Raw genomic sequence first — 20347 nt, 5'->3', positions numbered from 1 at the left:
CCGTGTCCGGGCAGTGGTGCTCAGACCCGGGCGAGGAGCTCCCCGCTGGGCATCAGGAACCAGCCGCCCGGTGCTTCAGCCCAGCGCTTCCAGCCCTCCGCCATCCGTTCCAGCTCTTCCTGCGAGGCCAGGCCCCGCTCGAGGGCCTGCTCGGCGAATGCCGAGTGGAGGATCCGCTGGGACCAGGCTCCGGCGAGCCACTTCCGGCGGTCCCCGGTGGCATAAACCCAGCTGGTGGAGGAGGGAACGAGTTCGCTGAACCCGGCGTCCAGCGCCCAGCTGATCAACCGGCGGCCGGCGTCGGGCTCGGCTCGGTTGCCGCGGGCGATCTGCTGGTAGATCTCCATCCAGTCCGTCAGCTCCGGGACCTCGGGATACCAGCTCATGCCGTGGTAGTCGGCGTCCCGCACAGCCACGACTCCGCCCGGGCGGGTGACCCGGCGCATTTCATGCAGTGCCGCCACCGGATCGGTGAGGTGCTGGAGTACCTGGTGGGCATGGACGACGTCGAACGTGTCATCTGGAAAATCGAGGTCGTAGACGTTCCCGGAAACGAACTCCGTGTTCGTGGCGCCGCGCTCAGCGGCGAGTGTCCGCGCCTGGACCAGGACGTCCTCGGAACGGTCCAGTCCAGTGACCTGTCCCGGTGCGACCAGGGCGGCGAGGTCCACGGTGATGCTGCCGGGGCCGCAGCCAACGTCGAGGATCCGCAGGCCGGGACGCAGATGCGGGATGAGGTAGCCGGCTGAGTCCGCCGCCGTCCGGGTGGCGTGGGCGCTGACGACGCTGCGGTGGTGGCCGTGCGAATACGTGTCCTGGGGCATAGCAGGACGATACGCGGAGAGAGGGAACCAGCCCGGCTCTGAGACGCCGCGTGTCCTCGGGCGGCTGCCGCGGGGATTGGGTGCCGCTGTCCACAGGATTCCGCGGACCCTTGTGCAGCGCCTGCTGCCGGTGCCTTCATAGAAGGAGCGCCTGCGGTTTACTGGATATCAAAGTTGAGTCGGTGTCACTCAACTCTGGTTGACAAAAGAACCGCACGGAGTAAAGTTGAGTCCAGAACGCTCAATATGCGCTACGGGTGGCCGCGGCGGCAGGTTCTCCAAAGAGGGCAGCCGCAGCGGGCCATCGATTTCCAAGGAAAGAGGAAGCAAATATGTCACGTGCAGTAGGTATCGACCTCGGAACCACGAACTCCGTTGTCTCCGTCCTTGAAGGCGGTGAGCCCACCGTCATCGCCAACGCCGAAGGCGGCCGGACCACCCCGTCTGTTGTTGCATTCGCCAAGTCCGGCGAGGTCCTGGTCGGCGAGATCGCCAAGCGCCAGGCCGTCAACAACATTGACCGCACCATTGCCTCGGTGAAGCGCCACATGGGCACCGACTGGAGCGTGGACATTGACGGCAAGAAGTACACCGCCCAGGAAATCTCCGCCCGTATCCTGCAGAAGCTGAAGGCCGACGCCGAGTCCTACCTGGGTGAGAAGGTCACCGACGCCGTCGTGACCGTCCCGGCCTACTTCAACGACGCCGAGCGCCAAGCCACCAAGGAAGCCGGCGAGATTGCCGGCCTTAACGTCCTGCGTATCGTCAACGAGCCGACTGCGGCCGCACTGGCCTACGGCCTGGACAAGGGCAAGGAAGACGAGCTGATCCTGGTCTTCGACCTCGGCGGCGGCACCTTCGACGTCTCCCTGCTGGAAGTCGGCAAGGACGAAGACGACTTCTCCACCATCCAGGTCCGCGCCACGGCCGGTGACAACCGCCTGGGCGGCGACGACTGGGACCAGCGGATCGTCGATTACCTGCTGGCGCAGGCCAAGGCGAAGGGCGCTGACCTGTCCAAGGACAAGATTGCCCTGCAGCGCCTGAAGGAAGCTGCCGAGCAGGCCAAGAAGGAACTCTCCTCGGCCACCTCCACCAACATCTCCCTGCAGTACCTCTCGGTGACCCCGGACGGCCCCGTCCACCTGGACGAGCACCTCTCCCGCGCCAAGTTCCAGGACCTGACCAAGGACCTGCTGGACCGCACCAAGAAGCCGTTCAACGACGTCATCTCCGAAGCCGGCATCAAGGTCTCGGACATCGACCACATCATCCTGGTCGGCGGCTCCACCCGTATGCCTGCCGTCGCCGAGCTGGTGAAGGAACTGGCCGGCGGCCAGGAGCCGAACAAGGGAGTCAACCCGGACGAGGTTGTGGCCGTTGGTGCAGCGCTGCAGGCCGGCGTGCTCAAGGGCGAACGCAAGGACGTGCTGCTGATCGACGTCACCCCGCTTTCCCTCGGCATCGAGACCAAGGGCGGCGTGATGACCAAGCTCATCGAACGCAACACCGCCATTCCCACCAAGCGCAGCGAGACCTTCACCACGGCGGATGACAACCAGCCGTCCGTGGCCATCCAGGTCTTCCAGGGCGAGCGCGAGTTCACCCGGGACAACAAGCCGCTGGGCACGTTCGAACTGACCGGCATCGCCCCGGCTCCGCGCGGCGTGCCGCAGGTCGAGGTCACCTTCGACATCGACGCCAACGGCATCGTCCATGTGTCCGCCAAGGACAAGGGCACCGGCGCCGAGCAGTCCATGACCATCACGGGCGGTTCCTCGCTGTCCAAGGAGGACATTGACCGCATGGTCCGCGAAGCCGAAGAACACGCTGCGGAGGACAAGAAGCGCCGCGAGGCCGCCGACGTCCGTAACTCCGCAGAGCAGCTGGCCTACTCGGTGGACAAGCTCCTCACCGACAACGACGACAAGCTGCCTGAGGACGTCAAGTCCGAGGTCAAGGGCGACGTCGATGCGTTGAAGAAGGCGCTGGAAGGCACCGACAACGACGACGAGGTCAAGAGCGCGTTCGAGAAGCTGCAGGCTTCCCAGACGAAGCTCGGCGAGGCCATCTACTCGCAGGCCCAGGCTGCCGGTGACGCCGGTGCTGCCGGTTCAGCTCCGGGCGAGGGCAGCGCATCGGACTCCGGCGCGGACGATGAAGACATCGTGGATGCCGAAGTCGTCGATGACGAAGAAAAGAAGTAATCATGGCTGCTGATGGCAACGGAAACCAGAACCCCGCCGGACAGCCGGAGGAGAACGAGGATCCGCAGCCGGCGCAGGCAGGTTCCTCCGCAGCGGACGCCCAGTCTGCTGCGGAGGGTGCTCCTGGAGCCGAGGGCGACGCACTGTCCCAGGCCGAGGAAATCTTGAACAGCGCCGGCAGCGGCGCGAAGGAGGACGCAGGTTCGGCTGAAGCGTTCGAACTTCGCAACGACCTGCTCCGGCTGCAGGCTGAGTACGTCAACTACCGCAAGCGCGTGGAGCGGGACCGCGACGTTGCCCGGGAAATGGCAGTGATCGGAATGCTCAATTCCCTGCTGCCCGTCCTGGACGACATCGAGGCCGCCCGCCAGCACGGGGACCTCGCCGAGGGTCCTTTCGCCTCGATCGCGGTGAAGCTGGAAAACACGCTCAAGGGTTACGGCATGAGCCGGATCGATGAGACCGGAGTGGATTTCGATCCGAACATCCACGAAGCACTGATCCAGCAGCAAAGCCCGGACGTCCAGTCCGACACCGTTACGCAGATTCTGCGCACCGGATACAAGGCGAATGACCGGGTGCTCCGCGCGGCACAGGTAATCGTCTCCGTTCCGGAGCAGTAGCAGTTGATGCCCGGGGCCGCCACACGGCGGTCCCGGGCATCGCCGGTGGAGAACCGGATCCAGCGTTGTAGGCAAGACATGAGGAAGGGGACACCAATTGGCTAGTCAGGATTGGGTCGACAAGGATTTCTACAAGATTCTGGGTGTTCCCAAGGATGCTTCCGAAGCTGACATCAAGAAGTCGTACCGGAAGCTGGCGCGCAAGTACCACCCGGACCAGAACCAGGATGATCCCTCCGCGGAGAAGATGTTCAAGGACGTCTCCGAGGCTTATTCGGTGCTTTCCGATGCCGAGGAGCGCCAGCAGTATGACGCAATCCGTGCCATGGGCAGCGGCGCCCGGTTCACGGCCGGCGGCGGAGGTCCCGCCGGGGGCGCAGGCGCGGGATTCGAGGACATTTTCGGCGGCCTGTTCAATCAGTCCGCCGGACGCAGCCGGCGGGGGAGTTCCTTCAACGCAGGCGGCAGCAACATCCCCCCGGAATTCGCCGATCTGTTTGGCGGCGGCGGATTCGGCGGCGGCTTTACGTCCGCGCCGCCGCAGAAGGGCGCGGACCGGACGGCCAGCACCACCATTTCCTTTGCCGGTTCGATCAACGGAACCGTGATTGGGCTGCGCGAGCCGAGCGGCGAAGTCGTCGAGGTGCGGGTGCCCGCCGGGGTGAAGGACGGCCAGAAGATCCGGGTCCGCGGCAAAGGCATGCCCGGGGCGGCCGGTAACGGAGACCTCATAGTCACGGTGCATGTCACGCCGCATGACTTCTTTGTGCGGGACGGCAACAACATCCGCATCCATGTACCCATCACCTTCCCCGAAGCCGCCCTCGGTGCCACGATCGAGGTGCCTACCCTGACGGCGGACCGGGTCAAGCTCAAGGTTCCCGCAGGCACTCCGTCCGGCCGGACACTGCGGGTCAAGGGGCGGGGTGTCCACACGCCAAAGGGTAACGGCGACCTCCTGGTGACGGTCGACGTCGCCGTTCCTTCCCACCTGAGCAAGGACGCGAAGGCTGCGGTTGAAGCCTTCGCCGAGGCGACCAAGGGTGAAGATCCGCGGGCCGGGCTGGCCGCCAAGGCGCGGCTGTAGCCCTCCCCGGCTTCGGAGCGGACCGGAGCTAGTATGGCAAACACGCAAACCAGCAAGCAGCGAGGGAGAGTGAGGATAGTGGGCATCGACGTTAACGCACCCATCTTCGTGATCTCCGTTGCCGCTGAACTCGCAGACATGCATCCGCAGACCCTGCGGCAGTATGACCGGCTCGGCATTGTTAGCCCCAGCCGTGCTCCCGGGCGTTCGCGCCGGTACTCCCAGCGGGACATTGAAATGCTGCGCGAGGTGCAGCGCCTCTCCCAGGAGGGCGTTTCCCTGGAGGGCATCAAGCGGATCATGGAGCTGCAGAAGCAGGTTTCGGGGCTGCGGGCGCGCGTCAATGAACTTTCCGCGGAACTGGACCAGGTCCAGCAGCGAAGCGCCGACATGGGCCGCGTCTTCGCTGCCGGACTGGCGGGCGACGTCGTCACCCTCTCCCGCGGGCAGCGTCCACCGGCGTCGAGGTCCAGCGGCCGGCCGCTGGGACTGGCTGCCCTGGCTGCGCTCAACCGCCGGGTGATGGCTCTGCCTGCCGGTAAGGGCAGCGCCGCGGAAACCGATCTGGGCTATACCGCGGACCGCGGCGAGTTCTTCGGTTCCCGCTAGCTTCCGGCTGGCCTAACGGAAGCGCCGCCCCTGATCCCGTCGGTTGGCCCAGACCGCCCCGGCACCCAGTGCCGCCGTCCAGGCGAGGAAGCAGATCACGGCCCCCAGCTCGAAAGGTTCGCCGGAGAGCGCTGACACGGAGAGGTCCCTGGCGGCCCGGGACGGCAGGAACCGGGAGAACAGATCCAGGCCGGCAGAGAAGATCTCCGGCGGCAGCATCATCCCACCCGCGAAGGCCAGCGGGAAGAAGACCACCTGGGTCACCGCGATCGCCACCTTGGACGTGCACAGGTATCCGATCATTAGTCCCAGGCACAGGAACGGCAGCCCGCATACCAGCCACACCGCCACAGAAAACGGCAACCGCCACCAGGGCAACGTGCCGTCAAGGTACAGGTCCATCCCCGCGGTGGTCAGGGCACCCACCACAAGCACCGGCACGAGCGCGAAGAACGCGAACATCATGGCGGTCAGGGCCCGGGCTACAGTGGGCGGAACTGCGCCCGCCGGCAGGGTCCGCACATAGCTGCTCCACGGATTAGCCCGTTCCTCCGCGACTCCGATCCCGTAATTGAACAGGAACGCGCTCATCACGCCGAATGCTGCCAGCTGCGCGATCGCTGTCAGAGAGGCCACCGGATCCGCGGTCACCGCGGTCTGGGGGAGCACAAAAAACACCAGGGCCAGAGTGGGGAAGATGGTGGAGGACAGGACCGCCACCGGAATCCGCAGCTGCTCCAGGACCTGGGCCCGGGTGTGGGCGCGGATCAGGTGCAGCTGCGATTTCGTCTCCTTCGGGGGTGCCGTAGCGGTGCTGCTCATCGGGCTGCTCTCCGTTCAGGGGCTGGAGCGGACTCACCGGAATGGGTGAGGGAAAGAAAAGCCTCCTCGAGGCTCGCGGCGTGCACTTCCAGGCCGCTGAACCCCACATTGCCGCGCACCAGCTGACGGACCGTTTCGTCGGCGTCGTGCGTGAGGATGGTGGTGGTACCGGCAGCAGACACGGACACGGACACCGTTCCGGGCATCATCTCGAAGGACGACGCCGGCAGCCCGGTGTGAAAGGACACCCGGGACACGCTGACCCGGCCGCGGATCTCGTCCACGTTTCCGTCCGCCACCACGGAGCCTTCGTTAATCACGACGACGCGGCTGGCCAGGGTCTGGATCTCCTCGAGGTAATGACTGGTGATGAGGAGCGTTCCGCCGCCGGTCCGGTATTCCGCCAGGCGGTCCCAGAGGCTCTCCCGGGCCTCGACGTCCAGGCCCGTGGTCGGCTCGTCCAGGATCACCAAACGGGGACGCCCGACCAGCGCCAGCGCCACCAGCAGCCGCCGCTGCTGCCCGCCGGAGAGCCCGCCGCACTGCTTGCCGGCGGCTGAACCCAGGCCGAAATCGGCCAGCAGCTCCGGTGTTGGAATGGGATCTGGATAGTGGGCAGCCACAAAGTCCACGGTTTCCCGCACCCGCAGCGTTGCCGGAACGGAGGTCGCCTGCGGTGTGGTTCCCAGCTCCCGCCGGGAGAGCGGGCTGCGCGGATCCTGGCCGAAAAGTTCGACGGTTCCGGTGTCTGGCTGCCGCAGCCCGCTCAGAAGGTTGAGCAGGGTGGATTTGCCGGCTCCGTTTGGGCCGAGGAGTCCCACGGTTTCACCTGCACCGACAGCGAAACTTACCGCGTCAAGTGCTTTGGTGCCGCCGTAGCTTTTGCTGACGGAATGTGCGGCCGCCAGGATTTCTGCCGGTGGACCGCCGCGGGGACGGGGGATGTTCATGGTTCGCTTCTCCTTGCACTGGTGCTGGTGGTTGCCCGCAGATGAGGTATGGCTTTAGGTAAGGCCGGAAAGCAGGTCCTGCAGGTTGCGGCGGTAGCGCGCGTACGCTGCCTTGCCTTCCGGGGTGATGCCGACATAGGTGGCCGGCGTGCGGCCCTCGATGGTCTTGGTGACTTCCACGTAGCCGGCCGTTTCCAGCTTCCGGAGGTGGGTGGAGAGGTTGCCCGCCGTCATTTCGAGCAGTTTCTGCAGTTTGGTGAACGCGATCTGGTTGTTCTCGCCGACCGCATTGAGCGTGGTCAGCGTGCGAAGCCTGGATTCGGCGTGGATAACGGGATCGAGTTCAGGCATGAGCTGCTTCCGTCCGGTGCCTGCGGGTGCGCAGGTGCTCGACGACGGCGGCGGTCAGCATGCCGGTGGAACCGAGGAACAGGAACACCGTCAGGAAATGATCAGGGCCGGAGATAAGCCCGGCGCCGGTCACGAGCAGCAGCCACACACCCAGGTAGGCCTGGTGCTTGTCATTGAAGGTGGTGCCACCCGTGATGTAGAGCAGTCCCACGATCAGGATCGCGATCGAGTTGATGAGCATGCCGCGCAGCCAGAAGTCATCGATAGCCCTGCCGATGGCTGCGCTGAGTGCCCCCATCACGGTGAAGCCGAGCACCCAGGCCGTCCCGTACATTCCGCCCTGGAAGGCAGACTGTCCGCGGATACCGCGGGAACCCCGGGCGAAGATCACTACTGTGGACACGGTTGCCACAGCCAGGGCGGCGCCGAGGATACCCAGTGCCGCTTGCGGTTCCAGGGGCAGCCGTCCCGACTTGCTGCCCCAGAGTGAGCCGTACCCGATGACCCAGGTCAGTCCCCACAGGAAGTAGACGAGTGCGGTGTTTCCGGTGAGGCTTCGCCGCGCCGAGCGCTCCGCATCCTGCACGACCGCCAGCGCCTCGTGCAGGTTCAGTGCCCGGTCGTCCCCTGCAGCAGATTCCGGAGATGGGTTCACCGGCCCAGGCTATGCTGCGTTCGGGAGAGGATCTGCGGGCGTTGCCCCTGCGGTGGCTTCGTCTCTGGGGTGCGCAGGGGGGCCGGATACCCGGTCCGGGCGGATGCTGTGGTTCATACAAAGTAGTTTGCAGCACAAAGTGCTTTGTGGGAAGAGGTTTAGGGAATGTTTCTTCCGGTGGTCGCGGCGGAGTGCACGCGTTCCCACTCTATGTAGCCTGCTGTGGCTGGGAGGTCACTTCAGCCTCAGGAGTGACCAAAGAGTGGGAAGGCGTATCGCCGTTGTTCGGTCCCGCGACGACGATCTGTCCGGCCTGGGCCTTCATTTCGGGGGAGTGGGCTGTCCCCTTCATGGCAGGGGGCGGGCCATGAATGGGAGTGGATAATGGCCGGGTAGCGCTCCGTCCAGCTTGAACTCCACCCCACCGGGTCAGCCCACCCGCGGACCAGGCGATTCTGAAAGCGTTGTGACAAGCAGCTCGGCGCTCTGGCGTGCCACAGCGGTGCGCTGCGCGGATACCTCGATATCCGCCATGAAGACGTTCCCGAGGGCGATTGTGAGGATGCCGTAGGCGACGTTTCTGCAGGCAGCGGGCGTGGCTTCAGGATGGGCCTTGGCCAACAGTGAGGCCAGATCGTTCTGCGAACCCGTGTACGCCCGAAGCACGATCGCGTGGATCCGCGGGTTGGTGCGCGCAGCGTCGACGAGGGCAAGCGAGACCGTATTCTCTGCGTCAGACTCCGCAAAAACCCCGAACAGATAATCCAATGCGCCCGTGATGGTATTCGCCTCGCCGGGCAGGAATGATGTGGCGTTCGAAATTTCAGGCGCATCGGTGTCTGTGTCCGGCACCTCGCCGAAGTAGAACAGCACCGCAGCCGCTGTGAGTATGTCGTCGCGGTTTCCCGCGAAATGGCGGATGTGGCCACGTGCCATGCCAGCTTCCTCGGCGATCCGGTCCAGTGAGGTTCCGGCCAAGCCGTTCGCCGCGAGGCTGCGGATGGCAGCTTCGAGGATCTGGCGACGGCGCTCGGCGGAGACAGAGGGACGTCCCATATAAAACTCCTTCAGATGGACGGCAGGACCCGTCGACCGCTTTTTAGTCGCTATTGACTAGAAACTATTAAACACTCTATCGTGCATTCAACGCACCATGCGAGAGGACACTGGATGAGCAAGATCGTGAGTATCGGGCCGGCCCCGACAAGCCCCCTGGCGGGTGAGGAGTTTGTGCCCATGAGAGACGGAGTGCGACTCGCCACCGACGTCTATCTGCCGAACGGCGACGCCGAACCCGGCGACACGATCCTCATTAGGCTCCCATATGACAAGAGCGGCGCTTACACCTTTATCCCGTTGGTCGCCCAGTACTTCATGACCCGTGGCTACCGCGTGGTCGCCCAGGACGTGCGGGGGAAATTTCGCTCCGAGGGTGAGGCGCTGCTGTTCGTCAACGAGGCCTACGACGGATATGACACGATCGAGTGGGTCACGCGGCAGCGCTGGTCGAACGGCCGTGTTGCGATGTGGGGAGACAGCTACTACGGGTACACGCAGTGGGCGGCCGTATCGACGCAGCACCCAGCCCTCAAAGCGATCGCGCCGCGCGTGACCGGCACCCAGCTGGGTGAGCCCGTTGAACACCGGTCCAACGACATCACGCGCAGCGTCGAGTGGGGTGTCACATACCTTTACCCTCTCTCCTACTTCCACTCGCAGGACGCGTACTTCTGGGAGCTCGACCTCGACCGCCGCCCATTCAGCGCACAGGTAGAGGAGGTGCTCGCCGAGATCGGTTCGCGGTCGATCTCATACGACCAATGGTTCCCCCGGCCGGTGCACCTGCGTCGCTTCCCGGCAGGAAGCCCGTTCGACGCCCGCCCTGTTCCGGTCTTGCAGACGATAGGGCTGTGGGACAACTGTGCCCCATTGTCCTGGGCCGACGTCACCGAGATCGAGAAGCGCCCTGTGTGGGCAATGAACCATTTCCTGCGCATCGAGGCGATGGATCATGAGTCCTTCTACTTGGGAGACCCGGCTGACGCCCGCACGGAGGAACGCTCGGAGGAACAGCTTCGCCGCCAACTTCCGCGCATGCTCGACGCGGCCCTGGAGTTCTTCGAGATATTTGTGCGTGGAAATGGTTCGGCGTCCGGCTACCCGCGCGTTACCTGGGCGCTGGCTGGAACCGACGAAGTGCGCACGTCCGCCTCATGGCCACCGCCGGGCACAGTCGAGCGCGCCCTGTTCGCCACCTCTGAAGGTCAGCTGGCGGCGGTTCCGGAAACTGCTGGCACGGTGGCCATTTGGGTGCACGATCCCGCCGACCTCGTCCCGTCGAGCGTGGAGAATGCTTTCGCGTTCCTCATGGATCAGCCCAACGAAGCGCCACTTGGTGACCGCGGGGACGTACTCGTGTTCACTGGTGACGCCGTCGAGCACGCGGTCGACTTTGTCGGCCCTGTCATGGCACGCGCCCGCATCCAGTCGGATGGTCCTGTCATGGATTTCTTCGTTCGTCTGCTCGACGTAGCCCCCGACGGCACGGCGCTTCGAATCGCCCGTGGCCAGGTGCAGCTCGCCGATGCCTCGCATCCGACAGTCGTCGAGGTTAACCTCGGCCAGTTGAGCTATCGCCTCGCACCGGGTCATCGACTGCGGGCCCACGTCTCAAGCAGTGACTTCCCTGAGTTCATTCCGCAACCAGGTACGGGTGAGCACCCCTGGTCGGCAATTGATATCCGCAAGAACCGCCAACGGCTCACGCTCGGCGGGGATGAGCCTTTTATGCTCAGCCTGAGTGCACTGGAGGAATCATGACTCGGCCCGAACCTATCCTCGAGTATGTTTTCGAGATCAGAGTGGACATCGCCCCTTATTGGCGCATCGGCCGCAGCGCCGATGAGGAGCTCTCGTTCACACCCGTGACTGGCGGAACGGTCGCCGGCCCGCTGCTCAACGGGGCCGTGCTCGGAGGCGGCGGTGACTGGGCCGTTGAGCGGAGCGGTACGGCCCAGCTGGAAGCCCGCTATCTTCTGAAAGCCGACGACGGCGCCGTCATCGACATCCTAAACCGCGGTTACTACCGCGCATCGGCCGAGGTTACTGCACGGGTCGAGGCAGGTGAAACCGTGCCGGAAGGTGAGTACTACTTCCGCACGGCGCCGGTCTTCCAAACGGACGCTGAACCTCACCGCTGGCTTGCCGAGCACCAATTCATCGGACTGGCGCGGGACGAGGACAGCCAGGTCTGCATCCGTGTCTACGTGGTGCGCTGACAGGAGCACGATGATGTTCGAGACAATCTACGCGGGAGTCCGGGACTCCTGGCCTGGCCGGGATCCTCCGTCTCCGGTCAGTGCCAGCGCACGGTTAGTCGGCGGAGGGCACTGGATGCGCCGTCTGAGAGGCGCCGTGCCTGCGGGGGAGCGCCGAAATTGTGGAGTGGACGACACCTCGAACGCGGTCCTCGTTCCAATGCCCGGGGTCCTCGACCGTCGCTATATAAGCGCCCCGCATGAGGATGTAGAGGAGCTCGGCGACATGACGCGCGTCGGTGAAGCCGGATTCGCTGGCCGTGCTTTCGAGGAGTTGCTGGAATTCAACGGACTCACGATGCAGCGATTCGCGCATCTCAGGCTCGACACGCGCGTTCGCGACTATCTCAAGGATGAGTGTGCGCAGCACGGAGTCGTCGCTGGTGGCGCTCAGCGACCAGTCGATGAGCGCGGCCAGCCGCTCGTTAGGAGGGCTGGCCTCGACCACCGCACGTCGCTCTTCAAGCCAGCGGTCCCGCCCCTGGTCCAGGGCATTCATGATGAGCGCTGCCCGTGAAGGCAGATAGTTCGTCACGAGCGTCGTCGAGCCGCCCAATTCCCTTGCAACGGAGCGGATCGTGACCGATTGGGCTCCCGCCATCCGGGCGACGCGGACCGTCGCTGCAGCAATGTCGGCAAGCCGCTTCTCAGTGTTTACCTCTCGGGGCATGCTCCCAACCGTAATTTCAATGTGATCTGTATGCAACCTTGATGTACAACACTGTTGTACTATCCGTTTGAGACTTACGTCACTGGTGATCAGCCGGTGCGCGAACCTGTGAAAGGAACCGCCATGAATAACTTCGGCCACCGCGCCACCGTGAAAGCGCTCTCAACCGGCGTCGTCGCACTACTTCTGCTGACGGCATGCACGTCACGTGCTGCCGAGCAGACAGCCGCGCCGACCATCGACCCGGACTCGCTCGTCACATCGCTGGCTGCGGGAAAAACCGCGGTCGACGAGGTCACCTGGGCGCTCGTGGAAGGTGAGCCGCGCTCGCTGGTTCCGGGCGCTGACTACAACTTCATTCAGCCCAACCTGTGTGACAGCCTGCTGCGCGTACAGCCCGACTTCACCATCGATGCGGGTATCGCCGAGCGCGCAGACTGGGTTGACCCGGTGACGTTCGTCATCGACATCCGCCCGGGCGTCACCTTCTGGGACGGATCGCCCGTTACACCCGGCGACGTCGTCTACAGCCTTCAGCGTCACCACTTGGATGTCACGTCCGCGTTCTTCGGCGCGTTCGTGCTGGTGGCACCCGAAGGCGGCATTGAGATCACCGGCGAAAACCAGGTGACGATCCACTTCGCTGCTCCGGACTCGACCTTCCGGGACGCGTTGTCCGGCGGGGCCGGTGCCGTGCTCAGTAAGACTGTCAGTGAGGAGCAGGGACCGGCACTGGGAACATCGGGTGGGGATCTGCTGTGCGCAGGGCCGTACAAGCTCGAGAGCTGGACGCCCGGAAGCGAGATCGTGACGGTTGCCAACGCGGACTACTGGGATGGCGCGCCGCTTGTGCAGAAGCTGACCTTCAAGTTCATTCCCGACGGGACGACGCTCACCAATGCCCTGCTGGAAGGCGACGTTGACGGAGCCTTCAACGTGGCGCCCGGCGGCAGGGATGCGTTTGAATCCTCGGACCAGGGGCGGCTCGTGGTCGGGCCCTCGACAGCGTCCTTCTCCTTCGGACCGGCTCGGGACACCGGTGCGGGCGCGAATCCGAAGATCCGTCAGGCGCTGAGCCTCGCGATTGACCGCGAGCAGTACATCTCAACGGTCTTGAACGGTCTCGGCCAACCCCAAAGCACGTTTGTTGCACCCTTCTCATGGTCGGGCTCGCCCGCAGCCGATGCCTACCAGGCTGGTTACGATGCGCTCGAACAGCCCGAAACCGATCTCGACGCCGCGAAGAAGCTCGTCCAGGAATCGGGGGAGGACACAGCGGTGCCGCTGCGTCTTGCGATCCCGGCAGGCAACAAGGAGTTTTCGCAGACGGCGGCGATTATCCAGAACGCCGCCCAGCAGATCGGCCTCACAGTGGAGATCGACGAACGCCAAGCGGCGGACTTCGCGGCGATCTTCCTCCCGGATCCCGGCCCGCGCGAGAACATCGACCTCGTGGCGACGACCGGCTACACCGAGACTCCGGGCGTGCTCGCCTACCCCCAGCTGTTCCTGCTGAGCCCGGACCTCGGCGGCATCTTCAACTGGACCGGTTACGCGAACCCCGAGGTGACGGGTGCGCTTCAGGCTGCCCGCACGACGCCGGACCCGTTTGGTGCGGCCGAGGCGTACACCGCCGCCCAGGAGGGATTCGCGCCCGACATGCTGCAGGTGACTCTCGCAGGAGCATTCCACACGACGTTCCTGAACAACCGCCTCACCGGCGCTGTGACCTCTGTGGCGGCCTACGCGAGCCCCTGGGCTCTGCACCTCGGTGGCGAATGATCGACGTGGCGCTGAACAGAAACAGGCGAGACGAATGAACATACACGCTGCCCGTCAGCTGCTGAGCAGGTTCGGAGGGCTGCTCCTGACTCTCTTCCTGTCCAGCATCGTGATCTTCTCCGCGATGCTGCTCACACCCGGCGATCCGGTCGTCGCCCTCGCCGGGGGTGTGCGGCCGACGCCGGAGATGATAGACGCGATCCGTGCGCAGTTCTATCTGGACCAGCCGGTCTGGATACAGTACCTGCACTGGATCCAGAATGTCCTCACGGGCGATTTCGGCACGTCATTCGTCTACAAGACGCCGGTCATTGACCTCATCGCGCCGCGCTTTGGGATCACATTCCTGCTCGTGGTCTACACAGTCGTGCTGATCATCGTCTTCGGCATCGGTTCAGGCATTTTGGCCGCGCAAAAGGGCGGCGCGACCGATCGGGGGGTGCTTGTCGCCACCTCGATCGGAGTCTCGATGCCAACCTTCGTCGTCGCGATCGTGCTGATCTGGGTCTTTGGCCGCGTGCTGGGCTGGTTCCCGGTGTATGGCGCCGGCCAAGGGTTTTTCGACAATTTGTACCACCTGACTCTCCCTGCAATCTCCCTGGCGGTGCTCTACATCGCCTACATGAGCCGCATCACCCGCGGAGCAATCGTCGCGCAGCAGCACGCTGAGCACGTCGGCACGGCTGTCGTGCGTGGTATCCCACGGGGTCAGATCTTCCGCAAGCATGTGTTCCTTAATGCGTCGCCGACGATTCTCTCGGTTTCCGGGGCAACGGTCGCAGGTCTTTTTGCGGTCGCGGCCATCGCCGAGCAGGCGTTCGGGCTCGGTGGCATCGGTTCGCTACTCACCGAGGCTGCCGCACGCAAGGACCTGCCGGTCGTGCAGACTCTATCGCTGCTGCTGGTGGCCCTGTTCGTCGTACTCAATGTCATTGTCGACGTCGTTATAGCCGTGATCGATCCCGACTCGGCCAAATCCAGGAGGAACGCATGAGTGTCGCTCAGCTTGCCGGCGGCCGCATCCCCGGTAACGTGCGCCGGGCGGCCAAACACGGCCCGCTGTTCATCGGCGCCGTTGTTGTTATGACCGCGGTCGCAGTGATCGCTGTTTTCGGGCCGCTTGTGGCCCCCTTCGACCCGAATCAGCTGTATGTCGGGCCCATTTCAGGGGCTGCCGGCCTGCCGCATCTGATGGGAACCGACGATCTGGGGCGCGATATTTTCTCGCGCATCCTCGCCGGGGCAGGACCGAGCGTCGTCGCACCGATCATCGTGGTGCTTCTTTCCACTGTGTTTGGCTCGGTCATCGGGATCCTCTCAGCCTGGTTCGGCGGCTGGGTGGACGGCGTGAGCACGCGCACCATCGAGGTGATCTTCGCGATCCCCGGCCTCGTCCTCGCCGTCCTCGCAATCTCCATGTTCGGCAAGGGCCTTATCGCCCCCGTCATCGCGCTGTCGATCGCCTATCTGCCGATTCTGTCGCGCCTCGTCCGCGCCGGTGCCCGCTCGGAGCTCGGTAAACCATATATGGCAGCACTGACCATCCAGGGGGTGAGCTCGTTCGCGATCTGCTTCAAGCACCTCATCCCGGCGCTGCTGCCCGTGATCATCGCCCAGTCCACCATCGGGTTCGGCTACGCGATGCTCGACTTGGCCGCGATCTCCTACCTCGGTTTGGGTGCTGCGCCGCCGGCATCTGACTGGGGTGTCATGATCTCCGGCGGCCAGCCGGCACTTCTGGCGGGCGCACCCGAGCAGTCGATGTTCCCCGCGCTGATGGTCGTGCTCACTGTGCTCTCCGTAAACATCCTCGGCGCCCGCGTCACAGACTGGGCAGAAGGAGTGGACCGATGACCAATGTCGTCCTCGAGCTCGACCACATCTCAATTACCGCTCCCGGCATCAACGGATCCCACACGCTCGTGCACGACTGCACGCTGCATGTGCGGGCCGGCGAAGCCCTCGGACTCGTGGGCGAGTCGGGTTCGGGCAAGACACTGTCGGCGCGCGCCGTCGCCGGTCTGCTCCCCGACGGCTTCACGGTCGGCGGGAGCATCCGGGTTGACGGCGAGGACATCTCGGCGCTTGGCCCCAAGCAGCTGCGCGACGTGCGCGCCCGTCGAATCGGCATGGTGTTCCAGACACCGCGTGCTCACCTGAATCCGCTGCGCACGATCGGCGACTTCATGACCGAGGCGCTCATCGCCGTGGCCGGGCAGAAACCCCATACAGCGGAGCGCCGCGCCGTCGAACTGCTTGCCGAGGTCGGAATCCCCGATCCGGCCCGCCGTATGCGCCAGCGCCCCGGCGACCTCTCCGGCGGCTTGCTGCAGCGGGTCATGATCGCGGCGACCCTTGCGATGGATCCGCCCATTCTCCTCGCCGATGAGATTACGACGGCCCTCGACGTAACAACGCAGGAAGAGGTTATGGCGGTCATCGCCGACCTGCGCAAACACCGCAACCTCGCGATGCTGTTCATCACCCATGATCTTGCCCTGGCCGGTGCCGTGTGCGACCGCGTCGCAGTGATGCAGCAGGGCCGGACGATCGAGACGCTCCGGGCCGCCACGATGCGGCAGGACGGGACCGACCCGTACACGAAGCGGCTGCTCTCCGCATCCCTGCCCGGCGATCTCGTCACCGGTTCCGGCGAGCAGGGCAGGCCTGTGCTGGTTGTCGAGGGGCTGCGCAAGGTGTTCGAGGTGCGCTCGGGCCGCGGGGGCAGGCGCGAGGAGTTTGTTGCCGTCGACGATGTGGCTTTCACCCTCGCGCCGGGCGGATCGCTCGGCATCGTCGGTGAGTCGGGGTCGGGTAAGTCGACGATGGCCCGCATCATCTGTGGCCTCGAGACGGCGGATGCCGGCACTGTCACCGTCAAGGACGAGGACTGGATCAAGGCCGCACGCGGCACGCCGGCCCGCCGCAGGCGCGCCCGGATCGCGCAGATGGTGTTCCAGGACCCCTACCAGTCCCTTGACCGCCGCCAGACGGTTCGGCAGTGCCTGTCGGAGGCTGTCGCTGTGCATCGGACGAAGGCGACACGTGCCGAGCTCGCTGCGCGCGTCGACGAACTCATGCTGGCCGTCACGCTCGACCTCTCGCTCGCAGACCAGCGGCCGCGGTCGTTGTCAGGCGGGCAGCGTCAGCGCGTCGCGATCGCCCGGGCCCTTGCGGCGGACCCCGAGATCCTCGTGCTCGACGAAGCCGTGTCAGCCCTGGACGTGACTACCCAGATCGAGATCCTGACGCTTCTCGACGGCATCCGCCGAGACACGGGTGTCGCCCTGCTTATGATCTCGCACGACCTCACCACCGTCCGCCGTCTATGTGATTACGTCGTGGTGATGCGCACGGGCCGCATCGTCGAGCAGGGGCCCATTGCCGAGGTGCTCGACGATCCCCGCGCCGACTACACACGCATGCTGCTCGACTCCATTCCACGGGATGGGTGGGTGCCGCGCCGGCGTCTCCCCACGCCCGGATCCGTCCCGCCGACCGTGGCCGCTTCGACCACGTTCACCGCCCATTCTGGAGGTAAGAAATGACCAATCGTCCCCTGTGGCAGCTGTCACTATCCGAACTCGCCGAGGCTGTCCGCGCCCGGGCAGTGACAGCACGCGCCGTCATCGACGCCCATCTTGCCCGCATCGACGAGATCAATCCGATCGTCAACGCGCTCACGGTCGTCTTCCACGACCGCGCGCGTGCCCTCGCTGAGGAAGTGGACCGCCGCCTGGCCGCCGGCGAAGACGCCGGCCCGCTCGCGGGCGTCCCGTTCACCGTCAAGGAGAACATCGACATCACCTGGTCGGCGACGACGAGCGGCTGGGCCTTCCTCGCCGAAGTTGCGGCTGCCAAGGACGCCACGATGGTCCGCCGTCTGCTCGAGGCCGGTGCGATCCCCGTGGCGCGCGGCAATATGCCCGACTGGGGTCTGCGCTGGGACACCGACAATGACCTGTTCGGACGGACGATCAACCCGTGGGACCCGCAGCGGGTACCGGGCGGATCCAGCGGCGGAGATGCCGTCGCTGTCGCAACCGGAATGACGCCCCTGGGCCTGGGCAACGACTATGGGGGGTCGCTGCGGCTCCCCGCGTATGCCGCGGGAGTGTGCGCCCTGCGCCCGTCGGCTGGACGCATTCCCGCGCCGTCGGTCGACGTGCTAGAACCGGTCCCGTTGTCATTGCAGTTCTTCGCCGTCAACGGGCCGATTGCCCGCCGCGTCGATGACCTGGACACGGCCTTCGGGCTGATGCACGGCGCCGATGGAAGTGACCCGACGGCGGTGACGATCCCGCATCCGTCTTCTTACGACGGCGCCCGCCGGGCCGCCGTCGTACGCGACCCGCTTGGGTGGGGTGTCGACCCGCAGGTGGCCGCTGCCGTCGACCGCGCTGCAGACGCGCTGAGCGCCGCCGGTTGGGAGATCATCGAGGCTGAGCCGCCCCTCATCGAGGAGGCAGCCACACTGTGGCGGAAGATCTCGACGACCGAGATGGTGGGTGCGTTCCTGCCCGGGGCATTGCCGATGCCGCTGTCGCAGGGGTCGACGCAGTACTTCCTCGATAATGCCAAGGAGACCGAGATTCTCGAGTCCGGCCAGGCATACGGAGGAGCATGGGCGCAGCGTGCGGTCATCGCTGCCGCATGGGAACGGTTCCAGTCCGAATACCCGGTCATCCTTGGTCCCGTTTCGGCCCGGCGGATGCCGGAGATCGGCTTCGACCTATCAGGGCCCGAAGCCACGACTGAGCTGTGGCGGGCACACCGGCTGCTCGTCACGGTCAATTTCCTGGGGCTTCCCTCAGTCGCCGTGCCGACTGGCCTTGACGAGGACAGTTTGCCGACCGGTGTTCAGCTCATCGGCCCGCGGAACGGCGAGCACATCGCCCTGGCTGCGGCGCGTGACGTCGAGGCAGCGCTCGGGACCCTGACGCCGGTCAACTTCAGCACGAAGGTGGTTGCGTGAGCGCGTTCGAGCCCGGGCTCGAGTTCGTCTTCGAGCTGAAGGTCAGGGTGGATGATCCCCTCCGGGTCGGGGGCACGCCGGATCTCAACGTCACACCCATCGTCGGCGGCACCGTCTCGGGCCCGCGGCTGAACGGGCGGGTGCTGCCCGTGGGTGCCGATTGGTGGGTGACCCGCGGCGCGACGACGCAGCTCGATGCACGGTATCTCATCGAAGCCGACGACGGCGCCGCCATCGACGTGGTCAACCGCGGCTACTGGCACCCGCAGGATTCGGTGGAGCAACGTGTGCATGCGGGGAAGAAAGTCGGCGAGGCAGAGTTGTATTACCGGACTGCATTCGTGTTCCAGACCGGTGCCGAGGCACACCGCTGGCTCACCGAAGCGCAGTTCGTGGGGTACGCCCGGTCAGAACCGGACACAGTGTGCATTCGCGTCTTCCGCCTACGCTGAGCCGCCCCGGCCTCAGCCCTTGGCCTCAGCCTCCGGACGGAGACGGATCAGCCGGTGCGGACCGTCCTCCTGGAGTTCCACCAGATCGGCATGGGAGGCAAGGAAATCGGTGAAGGAGCGGAAACCGAGCGGCTTCTCATTGAAGGAAGGGTCCATCCGGCGCATCTGGTTCTTGATCGTGCCCGTGTTGAGCCACTCGTCGGCGTCGCCCTTGGCATGGCCGATCTGCAGTGCACGCACCAGCAGTTCCGTGGCGATGGTCTGCGGATCGATGTCCTCGGCCGGCTCGTGTTCGTCGAACTGCGCGTCCTCGGTGTGGGAGAACATGGGGATCGTGGTCAGTTTGCGCGGTTTTTCCGGGGACGGGTCCTGGCCGGGAGCGGACTGGGCCGGTGCCGGGGATTTCCGGTCCTGGGAAGGGCGCTCCGCCGCAGCTGCGGCGGCTTTGTCCACACCGGGCAGCGAATCGTAGTCCTCGAATTCGTCGCACGCCGCGGCGAGGGAGGTGCTGGTCGAGCCGGCAACGCCGATACCCACCACAAACCGGCCGAGGCGCTTGGACTTCTGCGCCAGTGCAATGTAGTCGGAGTCCCCGGCGACAATGATGACGTGGGTGAGGTCCGGGAGGCGGAAGAGGTCTTCGACGACGTCGACGGCCAGACGGATGTCGGCGCCGTTTTTGGTTCCCCGGGTGGTGGTCGTGAACAGCTGGGTGAGGTCCACGGCCCGGGACATCAGCTGGCGCTGGTAGCTGGCGTTGACCGGCACGGACCAGTCCGCGTAGGCACGGTTGACGACGAGCGTGCCGAACGAGGCGGCGAAGTCGATGATGGCGTTGAAGTCAACGGTGGCTGCGGTCAGCTTGGCGCTGATCTCCGGGTCGGCGTCGCGGCTTGTCCGGTCGAAGTCCCGGATTCCGTCACGCTGGAACGCATTCCGGCCGTGGAGCTGCTGATAGCGGGAAATGACGATGTTATCGAAGTCGATGTAGAGGCCAACACGTGCATCATTTGGTTCAGTCAT

The 20347-nt window shown here is 65.2% G+C and carries 19 protein-coding genes and 1 pseudogene; 12 read left to right on the top strand and 8 right to left on the bottom strand.

Annotated features, from left to right (window positions below; translation table 11 throughout):
• Positions 1-20: 20 nt before the first annotated feature.
• Positions 21-824 (bottom strand): methyltransferase domain-containing protein, encoded by an 804-nt coding sequence (locus H9638_RS12380; RefSeq protein WP_191747732.1) that lies wholly within the window; start codon positions 822-824, stop codon positions 21-23.
• 332 nt (positions 825-1156) lie between these two features.
• Between H9638_RS12380 and dnaK the strand changes: the two genes are divergently transcribed.
• The 4 genes and pseudogenes from dnaK to H9638_RS12360 all read left to right on the top strand — a co-directional run.
• Positions 1157-3031, top strand: a complete 1875-nt coding sequence (gene dnaK, locus H9638_RS12375; protein ID WP_191747730.1) for a molecular chaperone DnaK — start codon at positions 1157-1159, stop codon at positions 3029-3031.
• A gap of 2 nt (positions 3032-3033) precedes the next feature.
• Positions 3034-3654: a nucleotide exchange factor GrpE gene (locus H9638_RS12370; protein WP_191747728.1), complete on the top strand. Its 621-nt coding sequence runs from the start codon at positions 3034-3036 to the stop codon at positions 3652-3654.
• 97 nt (positions 3655-3751) lie between these two features.
• Complete coding sequence (locus H9638_RS12365) at positions 3752-4741, top strand: DnaJ C-terminal domain-containing protein (protein ID WP_191747726.1); 990 nt, start codon at positions 3752-3754, stop codon at positions 4739-4741.
• Between the two features lie 33 nt (positions 4742-4774).
• Positions 4775-5197 (top strand): annotated as a pseudogene (locus H9638_RS12360) (heat shock protein transcriptional repressor HspR); the annotation flags it as partial.
• A gap of 165 nt (positions 5198-5362) precedes the next feature.
• Here the strand turns inward: H9638_RS12360 and H9638_RS12355 are convergent.
• From H9638_RS12355 to H9638_RS12335, 5 genes are all read right to left on the bottom strand, one after another.
• Positions 5363-6172: an ABC transporter permease gene (locus H9638_RS12355; protein ID WP_191747722.1), complete on the bottom strand. Its 810-nt coding sequence runs from the start codon at positions 6170-6172 to the stop codon at positions 5363-5365.
• Positions 6169-7122, bottom strand: a complete 954-nt coding sequence (locus tag H9638_RS12350) for an ABC transporter ATP-binding protein (protein ID WP_191747720.1) — start codon at positions 7120-7122, stop codon at positions 6169-6171. Before H9638_RS12350 ends, H9638_RS12355 begins: the two co-directional genes overlap by 4 nt.
• A gap of 54 nt (positions 7123-7176) precedes the next feature.
• Complete coding sequence (locus H9638_RS12345; protein ID WP_191747718.1) at positions 7177-7473, bottom strand: transcriptional regulator; 297 nt, start codon at positions 7471-7473, stop codon at positions 7177-7179.
• On the bottom strand, positions 7466-8128 hold the full coding sequence (locus H9638_RS12340; protein ID WP_191747716.1) for a hypothetical protein: 663 nt from the start codon (positions 8126-8128) through the stop codon (positions 7466-7468). The genes H9638_RS12345 and H9638_RS12340 overlap by 8 nt, the downstream gene beginning before the upstream one ends.
• Before the next feature lie 429 nt (positions 8129-8557).
• A complete protein-coding gene (locus tag H9638_RS12335) occupies positions 8558-9184 on the bottom strand; it encodes a TetR/AcrR family transcriptional regulator (RefSeq protein ID WP_191747714.1) in 627 nt (208 codons plus the stop codon).
• Positions 9185-9298: 114 nt separating this feature from the next.
• Here H9638_RS12335 and H9638_RS12330 point away from each other — a divergent pair, with 114 nt between their 5' ends.
• Positions 9299-10948 (top strand): CocE/NonD family hydrolase, encoded by a 1650-nt coding sequence (locus H9638_RS12330; protein WP_191747712.1) that lies wholly within the window; start codon positions 9299-9301, stop codon positions 10946-10948.
• Positions 10945-11406, top strand: a complete 462-nt coding sequence (locus tag H9638_RS12325; protein WP_191747710.1) for a DUF3237 domain-containing protein — start codon at positions 10945-10947, stop codon at positions 11404-11406. The genes H9638_RS12330 and H9638_RS12325 overlap by 4 nt, the downstream gene beginning before the upstream one ends.
• A gap of 94 nt (positions 11407-11500) precedes the next feature.
• Here H9638_RS12325 and H9638_RS12320 read toward each other — a convergent pair whose 3' ends face one another.
• Complete coding sequence (locus H9638_RS12320) at positions 11501-12115, bottom strand: TetR/AcrR family transcriptional regulator (protein WP_191747708.1); 615 nt, start codon at positions 12113-12115, stop codon at positions 11501-11503.
• Positions 12116-12265: 150 nt separating this feature from the next.
• Between H9638_RS12320 and H9638_RS12315 the strand changes: the two genes are divergently transcribed.
• The 6 genes from H9638_RS12315 to H9638_RS12290 are packed head-to-tail and all read left to right on the top strand — an operon-like array spanning position 12266 to position 19324.
• On the top strand, positions 12266-13897 hold the full coding sequence (locus tag H9638_RS12315) for an ABC transporter substrate-binding protein (RefSeq protein WP_318241870.1): 1632 nt from the start codon (positions 12266-12268) through the stop codon (positions 13895-13897).
• Positions 13898-13931: 34 nt separating this feature from the next.
• On the top strand, positions 13932-14891 hold the full coding sequence (locus tag H9638_RS12310) for an ABC transporter permease (RefSeq protein WP_191747704.1): 960 nt from the start codon (positions 13932-13934) through the stop codon (positions 14889-14891).
• Positions 14888-15751 (top strand): ABC transporter permease, encoded by an 864-nt coding sequence (locus tag H9638_RS12305; RefSeq protein WP_191747702.1) that lies wholly within the window; start codon positions 14888-14890, stop codon positions 15749-15751. The genes H9638_RS12310 and H9638_RS12305 overlap by 4 nt, the downstream gene beginning before the upstream one ends.
• Positions 15748-17445: a nickel ABC transporter ATP-binding protein NikE gene (gene nikE, locus H9638_RS12300; protein ID WP_191747700.1), complete on the top strand. Its 1698-nt coding sequence runs from the start codon at positions 15748-15750 to the stop codon at positions 17443-17445. Before H9638_RS12305 ends, nikE begins: the two co-directional genes overlap by 4 nt.
• The gene (locus H9638_RS12295; protein WP_191747698.1) at positions 17442-18872 is read left to right on the top strand and encodes an amidase; all 1431 of its coding nucleotides are present in this window, start codon (positions 17442-17444) and stop codon (positions 18870-18872) included. Before nikE ends, H9638_RS12295 begins: the two co-directional genes overlap by 4 nt.
• Positions 18869-19324, top strand: a complete 456-nt coding sequence (locus H9638_RS12290; RefSeq protein ID WP_191747696.1) for a DUF3237 family protein — start codon at positions 18869-18871, stop codon at positions 19322-19324. Before H9638_RS12295 ends, H9638_RS12290 begins: the two co-directional genes overlap by 4 nt.
• Before the next feature lie 12 nt (positions 19325-19336).
• Here H9638_RS12290 and H9638_RS12285 read toward each other — a convergent pair whose 3' ends face one another.
• Entirely contained in the window at positions 19337-20347 is a 1011-nt protein-coding gene (locus tag H9638_RS12285) for an NYN domain-containing protein (RefSeq protein ID WP_191747694.1), read from the bottom strand.

The sequence above is a fragment of the Arthrobacter pullicola genome (genome assembly GCF_014836875.1).
Classification (GTDB): domain Bacteria; phylum Actinomycetota; class Actinomycetes; order Actinomycetales; family Micrococcaceae; genus Arthrobacter_B; species Arthrobacter_B pullicola.
This window is presented reverse-complemented; position numbering and strand designations above follow the sequence as displayed.

Excerpts from the sequence above, each read along its gene's own strand:
- H9638_RS12355 (WP_191747722.1), bottom strand. The coding sequence starts at position 6,172 with ATGAGCAGCACCGCTACGGCACCCCCGAAGGAGACGAAATCGCAGCTG.
- dnaK (WP_191747730.1), top strand. The coding sequence starts at position 1,157 with ATGTCACGTGCAGTAGGTATCGACCTCGGAACCACGAACTCCGTTGTC.
- H9638_RS12345 (WP_191747718.1), bottom strand. The coding sequence starts at position 7,473 with ATGCCTGAACTCGATCCCGTTATCCACGCCGAATCCAGGCTTCGCACG.
- H9638_RS12295 (WP_191747698.1), top strand. The coding sequence starts at position 17,442 with ATGACCAATCGTCCCCTGTGGCAGCTGTCACTATCCGAACTCGCCGAG.
- H9638_RS12350 (WP_191747720.1), bottom strand. The coding sequence starts at position 7,122 with ATGAACATCCCCCGTCCCCGCGGCGGTCCACCGGCAGAAATCCTGGCG.
- H9638_RS12380 (WP_191747732.1), bottom strand. The coding sequence starts at position 824 with ATGCCCCAGGACACGTATTCGCACGGCCACCACCGCAGCGTCGTCAGC.
- H9638_RS12370 (WP_191747728.1), top strand. The coding sequence starts at position 3,034 with ATGGCTGCTGATGGCAACGGAAACCAGAACCCCGCCGGACAGCCGGAG.
- nikE (WP_191747700.1), top strand. The coding sequence starts at position 15,748 with ATGACCAATGTCGTCCTCGAGCTCGACCACATCTCAATTACCGCTCCC.
- H9638_RS12330 (WP_191747712.1), top strand. The coding sequence starts at position 9,299 with ATGAGCAAGATCGTGAGTATCGGGCCGGCCCCGACAAGCCCCCTGGCG.
- H9638_RS12305 (WP_191747702.1), top strand. The coding sequence starts at position 14,888 with ATGAGTGTCGCTCAGCTTGCCGGCGGCCGCATCCCCGGTAACGTGCGC.
- H9638_RS12335 (WP_191747714.1), bottom strand. The coding sequence starts at position 9,184 with ATGGGACGTCCCTCTGTCTCCGCCGAGCGCCGTCGCCAGATCCTCGAA.
- H9638_RS12325 (WP_191747710.1), top strand. The coding sequence starts at position 10,945 with ATGACTCGGCCCGAACCTATCCTCGAGTATGTTTTCGAGATCAGAGTG.
- H9638_RS12320 (WP_191747708.1), bottom strand. The coding sequence starts at position 12,115 with ATGCCCCGAGAGGTAAACACTGAGAAGCGGCTTGCCGACATTGCTGCA.
- H9638_RS12285 (WP_191747694.1), bottom strand. The coding sequence starts at position 20,347 with ATGACTGAACCAAATGATGCACGTGTTGGCCTCTACATCGACTTCGAT.
- H9638_RS12310 (WP_191747704.1), top strand. The coding sequence starts at position 13,932 with ATGAACATACACGCTGCCCGTCAGCTGCTGAGCAGGTTCGGAGGGCTG.